An 11,672-nucleotide genomic window follows, 5' to 3' on the forward strand; every position below is an offset into this window, starting at 1 on the left:
TCACGTCATCGTTCACGTCATTCACGTGAGACGGCGAGCGTGCACGTCAAAATAATGCCTAAAAATCGCGCAACCAAACAAAAAGGCAGAACGCCTTGCGGCGCTCTGCCTTTCGTCGCGCTGAAGACGCGGCAACGAATGCCGCTTCTTCATGCGTCTTACAACAAGCTTACTCCGAAGCTGCCGAAGCGGCTTCAGCCTTCGCTGCCTTCTTGTGCGACGACTTCTTGTGTGCCTTCTTGTGCGCAGCCTTGTGTGCCGACGAAGCAGCAGCAGCCGGAGCAGCCGAAGCAGCTTCCGGAGCCGAAGCTTGTGCGAATGCAGCCGATGCGAAGAGGCCAGCGACCAGAGCAGCGATCAGTTTGTTCATGTTGTGAATCCTCAAGCTTGAGTTAATTAACCAAGTGACCCGGTTTTTGGAGTCAGGTCGGTAAACGTGCCATCCACCTTTCGGTTGACAGTCGCTTTCGACAAATTCGCGTGAATTTGATTTCTGCGTCTGCCAGCGGTCAGGACCGTGCATTGCTGCGAGGACCCGGAAGGCTGAATGCCGGATAGCTTCTGGCATCTGCGTCGATTAACGCATGGTCTCGCGAGACGGTTGACGCAAACTTTTCATTTGCTTCGTAACGAGACGCAACAGAAAGGTAGGGGACGTGTCGCGTGATTCGAAAAAAATCGTTCAGCAAGCGAAAAGTGCTTGCACAACAATCACTTGTGTTTGTGAGTCGTGTTTTGCCAGGGCGCATTGGTGGGCACGTCGATGCTTTCGCCGGGCGTGAGGCCAAGTGAAAAAATATCGAGTGCGCCAATCGCGACGCGCACGAGCCGCAATGTTGGATAGCCCACTGCCGCGGTCATGCGTCGCACCTGCCTGTTCTTGCCCTCGCTGATCGCGATCTCCACCCACGTGGTGGGTATTGACGCGCGATAACGAATCGGGGGATTGCGCGGCCACAGATTCTCCGGCGCAGCAATGATTCTTGTTTGACATGGCTGCGTCACGAAATCACCGAGATCGACACCGCGTTCGAGCGCGGCAAGCGCTGCGGCATCGGGCTCGCCTTCCACTTGCGCCCAATAACGCTTCACGAGTTTGCGTTTCGGTTCGGCAATGCGCGCCTGCAATGCGCCGTCGTCGGTGAGGAGCAGGAGACCTTCGCTATCGGAGTCGAGCCGGCCCGCGGGATAAACGCCCGGCACCTTCACCCAGTCGGCGAGTGACTGACGTGTTTCGTGCGGCGAAAACTGGCAGATCGTGCCGAACGGTTTATTGAGGGCGATCAAACGCATGACAGGGCGGCGGGTACGAATGGATGACTGGCTAGCGCCGAGATCTTAATGCATATTGCGCCTCGTCGATTTCTATCTCTTATATAAGACATAAGACAAGAGCGGTCTGGATCCCCCTTTGCGGCTACGACAACCGTGCGACGACGTCTCGCGCGTGGCTCGGACGTGTCCGCGATGTGGCGCCGCAGTAGCGCAAGTGGCTTGCCTCGCGCTGGCGCTCGCGTGAAGTGCGCGGCACGCATGTGCGAGGCGTGGGCTAGAATAGCCGCCAGACCCTCACGCCGACGGGCCGCTCGCGCCGCCTGGCAAGCCGCTCGTCGAGCCGCTTACTCCGCTCGGTTGCGCGCTGTGCGTCGCGTGTCCCTGGACAGTCTTGCTGCGAATATCGACCGCGCCGGTTGTTGAGAAGCCGCAACGGCGAGATGCCTCTCTCGCCGGGCGAAACGGCTTCGCCGCCGCCGCGAGGCGCCGAGCGCCGCGTCAAACCCGCTACAACAGCGTTGCCCTTACTGGAGTCGATCATGCCGTATCAGCACATCTTGGTTCCGACCGGCGGTGAAAAGATCACCGTCAATCCGGACTTCTCGCTCAACGTCTCAGACCAGCCGATCATCCCGTACATCGAAGGCGATGGCACGGGTGTGGACATTACGCCGGTCATGCTGAAGGTGGTCGACGCGGCGGTTGGAAAGGCCTACGGCGGCAAGCGCAAGATTCACTGGATGGAAATCTACGCGGGCGAGAAGGCGACGCGGGTGTACGGTCCCGACGTGTGGCTGCCCGAAGAAACGCTCGACGTCGTGAAGGAATACGTGGTGTCGATCAAGGGGCCGCTCACGACGCCCGTTGGCGGCGGCATCCGCTCGCTGAACGTCGCGCTGCGCCAGCAGCTCGACCTGTACGTGTGCCTGCGTCCTGTCCAGTACTTCAAGGGCGTGCCCTCGCCGGTGCGCGCGCCGGAGAAGGTCAACATGGTCATCTTCCGCGAGAACTCGGAGGACATCTATGCGGGCATCGAATGGCCCGCGGAGTCCGAAGGCGCGAAGAAGCTCATCAAATTCCTGCGCGAAGAGATGGGCGTGGCGAAGATCCGCTTTCCAGAAAGCTCGGGCGTAGGCGTCAAGCCGGTGTCGCGCGAGGGTACGGAGCGTCTCGTGCGCAAGGCGATCCAGTATGCGATCGACAACGAGCGCCGCTCGGTCACGCTCGTGCACAAGGGCAACATCATGAAGTTCACCGAAGGCGCGTTCCGCGACTACGGTTATGCGCTCGCGCAGAAGGAGTTCGCGGCGGAACTGATAGACGGCGGCCCGTGGATGAAGATCAAGAGTCCGAAGACGGGCGGCGACATCGTGATCAAGGATGTGATCGCCGACGCCTTCCTGCAGCAGATCCTGCTGCGCCCGGCCGAATACGACGTTATCGCCACGCTGAACCTGAATGGCGACTACATTTCCGACGCGCTGGCGGCGCAAGTGGGCGGCATTGGTATCGCGCCGGGTGCGAATCTTTCGGACTCCGTTGCGATGTTCGAGGCCACTCACGGTACCGCGCCTAAATACGCGGGCAAGGACTATGTGAACCCGGGCTCCGAAATTCTCTCGGCGGAAATGATGCTGCGCCATCTCGGCTGGGTCGAGGCGGCGAACCTCATCATTGCCTCGATGGAGAAGTCGATTCTTCAGAAGCGCGTCACCTATGACTTCGCGCGTCTGATGGAAGGGGCGACGCAGGTGTCGTGCTCGGGGTTCGGACAGGTGATGATCGAAAATATGTAAGCGAATTTGTGAACATCAAGCAGGGCGAAATACGACAACCCCCGGTGGACCTCTGGTTCACCGGGGGTTTGTTTTAGCGCCTCACTCCTTGAGCTTCGTAATCTTCTGCCCTTGCACGCCAAGGCCGGCCATCAGCCCAGTCTCACCGAAGACGAACGCATACACGTCGGAGCGCGCCGTAGTCGTCGAAAAGTCTTTGGCCATGCCCTTGTCGGCGAGCACGACGCTCGGGCCCAAGCCGACCGACCAGCCGTCGCTGCTCTCGAGATATTGTTTCGCCCCCGGCGTCATGAGAAACATCGCCTCTGAGAAGTCCTGGGCGCCGGCCTGCAAACCGTAGGAGAGCGCTCTGACCTTGTAATAGCCGAGCACGTTGCCATCATTCGAAAACAGTACGCCGTTGCCGCCTGAGCCGCCAACCAGCAAACCCGCTTTAAGGATGCCAGGAAAGATCAGGACGCCGACTGATTGATTGGCCAACTCCTTCGCATGCGGCGTGCTGGCGTACAGGCTGTTCATTGCCTGGCGCGCATCGTGAACGAGTTGTATGCGCGCGTCGGCGTTGCTCAACGAGGTCGCTGAAGTCGTGGGGTTCGGCGTGGAGCAAGCTGCGACGAACAGCGCGGAGAGAATGACGGCTGCGCGCAGGATTTTTTGTGACATAGTGTGTATTCCCAGTGTTTTCGGTACAGCGCCGGCCCGCGTCATGCGTGCGGACCGCGCTCGAGCGATCCTGGCGAACTTTCATTCCCATGTCTTTGTTCTGGACACGGTACGCGGCAAGGCGTCGTGCGCGTCGCGATGCCTCCTGTGCGATATGATGATGTGTATCAACCTAGTCAGTTCCCCGCCCAGGTCGCATGCCTTTTCTGTGTCGTCTTATTCTTGCTTGCTTGTTCGCGCTCTTCGCCGTGCGCGGTGCGACGGCGTGCGAACACATGCAGCGAATCGCGCAGAAGCCGAACGCCGTCGTCGTGGCCAGCGATCATTGCGGCACGACGAAACCCGGTGAGATGACAAACGCTAGCGGCAACGGTTCGCACGGTGCGTGCGGCACGAGTTGCTGTGTCGCGGGTTGCGGCGTGCATTGCGGCGCGCCACCCGTTGTGTCGGCGTTGGGTATGCCTGCTCCCGGTGGGTCTACGCTCGCCGTGCTTCCCGTCCCGATGCGTGCCGGGATTACGCACGCGCCTCCTTTGCCTCCTCCGATCGTCTGAGCCGGGCCGCCGCGCTTCGTCGAGTGCGGCCCGACAGTGGCTTCGAAGTGCTTCGCGCGCGCGTCACGCGAGCGAAGCGAATCGCCATACGCGTGGCGCGGCTGTCGTCGCGCGGCGCGTGCTCAGGCATGGACCAGGTAAGAGGAATTCATCGATGAAACGAAGAGCATTTCTGTCCGGCGCGTTGAGCGCTGCCACAGCGACCCTGTTCGCGCGTCGCGCATTCGCACAAGGTGCGGACGATGCGATGCACGGCATGTCGGATATGCCGGCGATGTCCGGCGGCATGATCCACGCGCAAGTACCGCTTGCTGCGGCCGACGCGTTGCCCGCCGGCGAGCCGCTGGCCACGTTGCGCGCGCTCGCGAACCAGAGCCGCGAACCGGGCCTCTTCCGCGCGACGCTCATCGCGCAGCTCGCTGCGCGCGCGCTGCTGCACGGTCAGCCGCAAACCATTTTTTGGCAGTACGACGCGGACGTGACGGCGAACGACGGCCCGGTCATCGGCCCGTTGATCGACGTGCACGAGGGCGACACCGTCGAGATCACCTTCGTGAACCGGCTGCCGCAGCCTTCTACGATCCATTGGCACGGCTTGCCCGTGCCGCCCGATCAGGACGGCAATCCGTCGAAACCTGTCGCGCCGGGCGAGCGGCACGTTTATCGCTTCACGTTGCCGCAGGGAAGCGCGGGCACCTACTGGTATCACCCGCATCCCCACATGCTGAGTTCGGAGCAGGTGTTCCGCGGGCTGGCGGGCCCCTTCGTCGTGCGCGCTGCGACCGATCCGCTCGCAGCGTGGCCTGAGCGCCATCTGTTCGTTTCCGACCTGAAACTCGCGGCAGACGGCACGATTCCCGGGAACGGCATGATGGACTGGATGAACGGCCGTGAAGGTCAGTACGTGCTCGTGAACGGGGCGCGCGAGCCGCGAATCGAGGTCATGGGCGACGAGCGCTGGCGCGTCTGGAATGGCTGTAACGCGCGCTATCTGCAACTCGCTTTCGACGACGGCCGCGCCTTCGCTCAGGTGGGGACCGACGGCGGGCTGCTGGGCGCTCCGCGCGAGGGCATAACCTCGCTTTTGCTCGCACCGGGCGAGCGCGCTGAGCTGATCGTGCGCGTGGGGCAGGGCGCCTCGCGTGCCTCGCTGATTGCCGCGCGATACGATCGCCACAAGATGGCGATGACACACGGCAGCTTGCCCGCGGGGCCGTCGCTGATCCTGGCGAACGTTGGCTTCGCACCGGCAAGCGCAGCAGCACAATTGGCATTGCCGGGGCGCTTGCGCGAGGTTGCGCCGCTCGTTTCGTCAGGTCCGCTAACAGTTCCGCAAAAAAGCGTGGTGTTCAGCGAAGCCATGGACATGAAAGCAATGCACGCGCCGGGTGCGTCCACGCAGCCCATGCCGCGCGGCATGCAGTTCATGGTGAACGGGGCGGTATTCGATCCGGCGCGCGTGACCCTGGCGAGCCGGCGCGGCGAAGTCGAGCACTGGGCGATAGCAAACGGCACGGACATGGATCATCCGTTTCATCTGCACGGTACGCAATTTCAGGTGGTGGCGCGCGAGTGGGGCGGTGTGCGCAAGGCAGAGGAACTGCTGGCATGGCGCGACACGGTGAACGTGCGGCCGGGTGAAACGGTACACATCGCAACCGTCCAGCACGAGGCGGGCGACCGCATGTTTCATTGCCACATCCTCGAGCACGAGGATCTCGGCATGATGGGCACGTTACGCGTGAGCTAGCACGCAAACGTTAAAGAACAATGATGCCAAAAAGAAACCCGGCCGAAGCCGGGTCTCCAAGGTACGGGTACCGAACAGATCAGGCCGCTGCCTGAATGTTCGATGCCTGTTTACCCTTCGGGCCTTGCACGACCTCGAAGCTCACCTTCTGACCTTCTTTGAGGGTCTTGAAGCCATTCATTTGAATAGCCGAAAAGTGAGCGAACAGGTCCTCGCCGCCTTCATCCGGCGTGATGAACCCGAAACCCTTCGCGTCGTTGAACCACTTGACCGTACCGGTTGCCATACCAACTTCCCCTGTAACTCATGTCACTACCACGAGCAGTTCGAAAAGCTAAACGATCGCGGTGCGATCGCCCCCTCCTCACAAGCTCACCAACGGCATTTTTTCGAATATAAGGCGGTTGAAAAAAGTGCCAGCTTGATTGTTGAGGGTCTTTATTCTGCTGTCAAGAATATTTTGAGACGCCCCTTGACGCGTTGTAAAGAGCGCATTTCCAGGGTTTTTCCTGCTTTTCGCCGACGCTGAGCGCCAGTGTGCAAAGCAGGGTGCATGAGGGATCTTGAAAAATTGCGCAAGCGACGCACATGGAATGCATCGCAGCATGGAATCTGACGCTGAGCGTGCGGGCGCCTACAGTAGCTTCCCACGGCAACGCCAAGGTTGTGCGATACTCGATTCAACGGTGGCGTGAAAGCTGCTGAGAGCAGGATTGTGTACCGGCCCCGCAGCCGGTCCAAGGGATCGGGGCCGGGCCAGGGCGCATGAATTGCTTGCAGCGGGTCGCAGGTCGGGAGCGCCGGGTTCACCGGCCGGCCGGTCAGGTTACGGCAGGATTGCGGGCCTGTCCGAGTTGTTTAGAATGGATGTATGGCGATTATCCCGGACAAGCAGGATTCAACCGTACTGGAGCGGCAGGAGCAAAAGGTCAAACCGCCCTCCATGTACAAGGTCGTGCTAATGAATGACGACTACACGCCGATGGAATTCGTCGTGATGGTCGTGCAGGAATATTTCAATAAGGACCGCGAGACCGCAACGCAGATCATGTTGAAGGTGCATCGCGAGGGCAGGGGCGTTTGTGGGGTCTATACGCGAGACATCGCGTCGACCAAGGTTGAGCAAGTCGTTACCCATGCACGGCAGGCCGGGCATCCGCTGCAGTGTGTGATGGAGGAAGCATGATTGCCCAGGAACTGGAAGTCAGCCTGCACATGGCGTTCATGGAAGCACGTCAGGCACGGCACGAGTTCATAACGGTCGAGCATCTGCTGCTGGCGCTGTTGGACAACCCAACAGCGGCGGAAGTGTTGCGCGCGTGTGCCGCCAATATCGAAGACCTGCGCCAGAACCTGCGCAACTTCATTCACGACAATACCCCTACGGTTCCCGGCACGGATGACGTCGATACGCAGCCGACGCTCGGGTTCCAGCGGGTGATCCAGCGCGCGATCATGCACGTTCAGTCCACTTCCAACGGCAAGAAGGAAGTGACAGGCGCGAACGTGTTGGTCGCCATCTTCGGCGAGAAGGATTCGCACGCGGTGTACTACCTGCAGCAGCAGGGCGTCACGCGTCTGGATGTCGTGAATTTCATTTCGCACGGTATCGCGAAAACGGGCAGTGGCGAAGCCGCCAAGGCCAGCGACGCGAACGCCGAAGCCGAAGACGCCGCCGGCCAGAAGGAAACCCCGCTCGCCCAGTTCACGCAGAACCTGAACCAGATGGCGAAGGATGGCCGGATCGATCCGCTCATCGGTCGCGAACTGGAAGTGGAGCGCGTGGTGCAGGTGCTGTGCCGCCGCCGCAAGAACAATCCGCTGCTCGTCGGCGAGGCCGGTGTCGGCAAGACCGCGATCGCGGAAGGGCTCGCTTGGCGCATTACGCGCGGCGAAGTGCCGGACATTCTTGCAGATGCTCAGGTCTATTCGCTCGATATGGGTGCGCTGCTTGCGGGCACGAAATATCGCGGCGACTTCGAGCAGCGTCTCAAAACGGTGCTGAAAGAACTGAAAGAGCGTCCGCACGCCATTCTGTTCATCGACGAAATTCATACGCTGATCGGCGCGGGCGCCGCATCGGGCGGCACGCTGGATGCGTCGAACCTGCTCAAGCCGGCGCTCTCGTCGGGCACGCTCAAGTGCATTGGAGCTACGACGTTCACGGAATACCGCGGCATCTTCGAGAAGGACGCGGCGCTGTCGCGGCGCTTCCAGAAGGTCGACGTGGTCGAGCCGACCGTCGAGCAGACCGTGGCGATCCTGCGTGGCCTGAAGTCGCGCTTCGAAGAGCACCACGGCGTGAAGTATTCGTCGGGCGCGCTGAATGCGGCCGCTGAACTGTCTGCGCGTTTCATCACCGACCGTCACTTGCCCGACAAGGCAATCGACGTGATCGACGAAGCGGGCGCGGCCCAGCGCATTCTGCCGAAGTCGAAGCAGAAGAAGACTATCGGCAAGAGCGAGATCGAAGAGATCATCTCGAAGATCGCGCGCGTGCCGGCGCAAAGCGTCTCGCAGGACGATCGCAGCAAGCTGCAAACGCTCGACCGCGATCTCAAGGCTGTGGTGTTCGGCCAGGACCCGGCTATTGACGCGCTTTCGGCTTCGATCAAGATGGCGCGCGCGGGTCTCGGCAAAACGGACAAGCCAATCGGGTCCTTCCTGTTCTCGGGCCCGACTGGCGTCGGCAAGACCGAAGTGGCGCGTCAGCTTGCGTTCACGCTCGGTATCGAGCTGATCCGCTTCGACATGTCGGAGTACATGGAGCGCCATGCGGTGAGCCGTTTGATCGGCGCGCCGCCGGGCTACGTCGGGTTCGACCAGGGCGGTCTGCTCACCGAAGCCGTCACGAAGAAGCCGCACTGCGTGCTGCTGCTCGACGAAATCGAGAAGGCGCACCCGGACATCTTCAACGTGCTGCTGCAGGTGATGGACCATGGCACGCTGACCGACAACAACGGCCGCAAGGCGGATTTCCGCAACGTCATCATCATCATGACGACGAACGCGGGCGCCGAGGCGATGAACAAGTCGACAATCGGCTTCACGACCCGGCGCGAGCAGGGCGACGAGCTGGCCGATATCAAGCGCCTGTTCACGCCGGAATTCCGCAACCGGCTCGACCAGACGATCAGCTTCCGTGCGCTCGATGAGGAAATCATCATGCGTGTGGTCGACAAGTTCCTCATGCAACTGGAAGACCAACTGCACGAGAAGAAGGTCGACGCTGTGTTCACCGACGCGCTGCGCAAGCATCTGGCAAAGCACGGCTTCGACCCGCTGATGGGCGCGCGGCCGATGCAGCGCCTGATCCAGGACACGATCCGCCGTGCACTCGCCGACGAACTGCTGTTCGGCAAGCTCATGAGCGGCGGCCGCGTGACCGTGGACGTCGATGCGGAGGACAAGGTCCAGCTCACGTTCGACGAGCAGCCGGCGCCGCGCAATCCGGAAGCGGTGGAAGTGGAGTAAGCGGCGGCGCGAAAGCGCGCACACTGCCTTCAGGCAAGACGGCGCAGTCCGAAAGGACTGCGCCGTTTTTTCTTTTGGGCCGGCAGGTTCAGGCGGTGCGCCATGACGCGCAGGTGGGCGAGCCATCAGCCGGTAAAATGCGGGTTTGTCCCGCCGTCGGCGTTTTCTTGATGCGCAGCGCTTCAGTAGCGTCTCGCGCGAAGCAGGGGTGTAACAGTGGTACCACGTAAATCGGGCGCGTTCGACGCCATCGTCGAGCGCGAACAAGGGCTGCGCCAAGGCTTGTCCGCCGGGCAGATGACGATGATCGCCATCGGCGGCGCAGTCGGCACCGGGCTCTTTCTCGGCAGCGGCTTCGCGATCTCTTTCGCGGGGCCGGGCGTGCTCATCTCCTACGCGATCGGCGCGCTGATCGCCTTGCTGTTGATGGGCGCACTGGCCGAAATGACCGTCGCGCATCCTGTGCCGGGCTCGTTCGGCGCGTATGCCGAGCACTACATCGGGCCGCTCGCGGGCTTCGTCGTGCGCTATGCGTACTGGTCGGCGTATGTGCTGGCGGTCGGCACCGAGGTCGCGGCGATCGCCGTCTACATGAAGTTCTGGTTTCCCCACGCGCCGGGGCTCTACTGGATCATCGGATTCTCAGCAGCACTGATCGTTGTGAACGCAATGAGTGTGCGCGCTTACGGCACCATCGAATATCTGTTTTCGAGCCTCAAGATCGCGGCCATCGTCGCGTTCATCGTGCTGGGCGCATGGTTCGTCTGGCGCTCGCCAGCCGGCTCGGGCGTGGGCTTCGCGAACTACACGTCGCACGGCGGGTTGCTGCCGCGAGGATGGTGGGGCGTGTGGGTGGGGACGATCGTCTCGCTCTTCAGCTACCTCGGCGTGGAGACGATCGCCGTGGCCGCCGCCGAGGCGCAAGACCCGCAGCGCGCCGTCACGCGTGCGTTTCGCGCGACCGTGCTGCGGCTCGTGCTGTTCTACCTGCTCACGCTCGCGCTCATGCTTGCCATCGTGCCCTGGACCCAGGCGGGCGGGAACGAGAGCCCGTTCGTGAAGGTGATGGCCGCGACCGGCGTGCCTTATGCGGCGGGCGCGATCAACTTCATCGTGCTCGTGGCGGCGCTTTCGGCCATGAACAGCCAGCTCTACATCACCACGCGCATGATGTTCAGCCTCTCGCGCGCGGGCTATGCGCCCGCGGCGTTCGGGCGCCTCACGCGCCACGGCGTGCCGACCGCTGCGCTCTCGCTGTCCACCATCGGCATTGCGGTGGCGGCCGTGCTCAACGCGCTCTGGCCGCAAGCGGCGTTCACGCTGATGATGTCGATCGCCATGTTCGGCGCGATGTTCACGTGGTTCATGATCTTCGTCACGCAGATCTTTTTCCGCGCGCGACAGGCGCGTGAAGGCGGCGCGCCGCTCGCGTTCCGTATGTGGGGTTTTCCGTTCACGAGCGTGCTGGGCGCGCTGTTGATGCTCGGCATTCTGGCTGGCACGGCCTTTACGCGCGAATTCCGCATGACGCTGGTCTACGGCCTCGCGTTTCTTGCGGTGCTCGTGGTGGTCTATGCGCTCTGGTATCGCCGGCGTCCGGGCGCGGCGCAGCGAACCGAAGCCTCCGTCTAAACGCAAAAAAGCACGCCAAGGCGTGCTTTTTTGTTGCCAGCGCAACTGCTCGGATTAGTGCTTGCCCGTGCTGCCGAAACCGCCCGCGCCTCGTTCGCTCGCCTCGAAGTCGTCGACGATGTTGAACTGCGCCTGCACGACCGGCACGATCACGAGCTGCGCGAGGCGCTCCAGCGGGTTGAGCGTGAAGGTGGTGTGACCACGGTTCCAGGTCGAAATCATCAGCTCCCCTTGGTAGTCCGAATCGATCAGGCCAACCAGGTTGCCGAGCACGACGCCGTGCTTGTGGCCGAGGCCGGAGCGCGGCAGGATCAGCGCCGCGTAGCCGGGGTCGGCTACATGGATGGCGAGACCCGTCGGCACGAGCTTCGTTTCGCCCGGTTCGAGCGTGATCGGCGCGTCGAGGCACGCGCGCAGGTCGAGGCCGGCGCTGCCCTGGGTGGCGTACTGGGGCAGTTGGTCGCGCATGCGCTCGTTCAGGATCTTGATGTCGATTTTCATGAAGTCAGGGTGATGGGGCGGTGGTGG

General features: G+C 62.1%; 10 protein-coding genes. 5 read left to right on the plus strand and 5 right to left on the minus strand.

The annotated features are described in order from the left end of the window. Window positions 1-169 precede the first annotated feature (169 nt). Entirely contained in the window at window positions 170-370 is a 201-nt protein-coding gene (locus JMY28_RS08135; RefSeq protein WP_201695400.1) for a hypothetical protein, read from the minus strand. 341 nt (window positions 371-711) lie between these two features. Further along, complete coding sequence (locus JMY28_RS08140; protein ID WP_201695401.1) at window positions 712-1,293, minus strand: pseudouridine synthase; 582 nt, start codon at window positions 1,291-1,293, stop codon at window positions 712-714. Window positions 1,294-1,814: 521 nt separating this feature from the next. Between JMY28_RS08140 and icd the strand changes: the two genes are divergently transcribed. Beyond that, window positions 1,815-3,071, plus strand: a complete 1,257-nt coding sequence (icd, locus tag JMY28_RS08145; RefSeq protein WP_201695402.1) for an NADP-dependent isocitrate dehydrogenase — start codon at window positions 1,815-1,817, stop codon at window positions 3,069-3,071. 81 nt (window positions 3,072-3,152) lie between these two features. Here the strand turns inward: icd and JMY28_RS08150 are convergent, their stop codons facing one another. Beyond that, complete coding sequence (locus JMY28_RS08150; protein WP_236596757.1) at window positions 3,153-3,779, minus strand: lipid-binding SYLF domain-containing protein; 627 nt, start codon at window positions 3,777-3,779, stop codon at window positions 3,153-3,155. A 663-nt stretch (window positions 3,780-4,442) separates the two neighbouring features. On the opposite strand from JMY28_RS08150, the gene JMY28_RS08155 reads away from it, so the two are divergent. Next, entirely contained in the window at window positions 4,443-6,038 is a 1,596-nt protein-coding gene (locus JMY28_RS08155; RefSeq protein ID WP_201695403.1) for a multicopper oxidase family protein, read from the plus strand. A gap of 79 nt (window positions 6,039-6,117) precedes the next feature. On the opposite strand, the gene cspD is transcribed toward JMY28_RS08155, so the two are convergent. Beyond that, window positions 6,118-6,324 (minus strand): cold shock domain-containing protein CspD, encoded by a 207-nt coding sequence (gene cspD, locus JMY28_RS08160; protein WP_017776809.1) that lies wholly within the window; start codon window positions 6,322-6,324, stop codon window positions 6,118-6,120. A 585-nt stretch (window positions 6,325-6,909) separates the two neighbouring features. Between cspD and clpS the strand changes: the two genes are divergently transcribed. From clpS to JMY28_RS08175, 3 genes are all read left to right on the plus strand, one after another. Next, window positions 6,910-7,224 carry an ATP-dependent Clp protease adapter ClpS gene (clpS, locus tag JMY28_RS08165; protein WP_028213389.1) on the plus strand — a complete coding sequence of 105 codons (315 nt, stop codon included), beginning with the start codon at window positions 6,910-6,912 and terminating at the stop codon, window positions 7,222-7,224. Next, window positions 7,221-9,512, plus strand: a complete 2,292-nt coding sequence (gene clpA, locus JMY28_RS08170) for an ATP-dependent Clp protease ATP-binding subunit ClpA (protein ID WP_201695404.1) — start codon at window positions 7,221-7,223, stop codon at window positions 9,510-9,512. The genes clpS and clpA overlap by 4 nt, the downstream gene beginning before the upstream one ends. Before the next feature lie 216 nt (window positions 9,513-9,728). Continuing rightward, window positions 9,729-11,144, plus strand: a complete 1,416-nt coding sequence (locus JMY28_RS08175) for an amino acid permease (RefSeq protein ID WP_236596758.1) — start codon at window positions 9,729-9,731, stop codon at window positions 11,142-11,144. 54 nt (window positions 11,145-11,198) lie between these two features. Here the strand turns inward: JMY28_RS08175 and dut are convergent, their stop codons facing one another. Continuing rightward, window positions 11,199-11,645 (minus strand): dUTP diphosphatase, encoded by a 447-nt coding sequence (gene dut, locus JMY28_RS08180; RefSeq protein ID WP_201695405.1) that lies wholly within the window; start codon window positions 11,643-11,645, stop codon window positions 11,199-11,201. Window positions 11,646-11,672: the final 27 nt, after the last annotated feature.

Source organism: Paraburkholderia hiiakae, from assembly GCF_904848665.1.
Classification (GTDB): Bacteria; Pseudomonadota; Gammaproteobacteria; order Burkholderiales; family Burkholderiaceae; genus Paraburkholderia; species Paraburkholderia hiiakae.

Bases quoted from the DNA above. Each gene is read 5' to 3' on its own strand.
- JMY28_RS08135 (WP_201695400.1), bottom strand. From the start codon at position 370: ATGAACAAACTGATCGCTGCTCTGGTCGCTGGCCTCTTCGCATCGGCT.
- JMY28_RS08140 (WP_201695401.1), bottom strand. From the start codon at position 1,293: ATGCGTTTGATCGCCCTCAATAAACCGTTCGGCACGATCTGCCAGTTT.
- icd (WP_201695402.1), top strand. From the start codon at position 1,815: ATGCCGTATCAGCACATCTTGGTTCCGACCGGCGGTGAAAAGATCACC.
- JMY28_RS08150 (WP_236596757.1), bottom strand. From the start codon at position 3,779: ATGACGCGGGCCGGCGCTGTACCGAAAACACTGGGAATACACACTATG.
- JMY28_RS08155 (WP_201695403.1), top strand. From the start codon at position 4,443: ATGAAACGAAGAGCATTTCTGTCCGGCGCGTTGAGCGCTGCCACAGCG.
- cspD (WP_017776809.1), bottom strand. From the start codon at position 6,324: ATGGCAACCGGTACGGTCAAGTGGTTCAACGACGCGAAGGGTTTCGGG.
- clpS (WP_028213389.1), top strand. From the start codon at position 6,910: ATGGCGATTATCCCGGACAAGCAGGATTCAACCGTACTGGAGCGGCAG.
- clpA (WP_201695404.1), top strand. From the start codon at position 7,221: ATGATTGCCCAGGAACTGGAAGTCAGCCTGCACATGGCGTTCATGGAA.
- dut (WP_201695405.1), bottom strand. From the start codon at position 11,645: ATGAAAATCGACATCAAGATCCTGAACGAGCGCATGCGCGACCAACTG.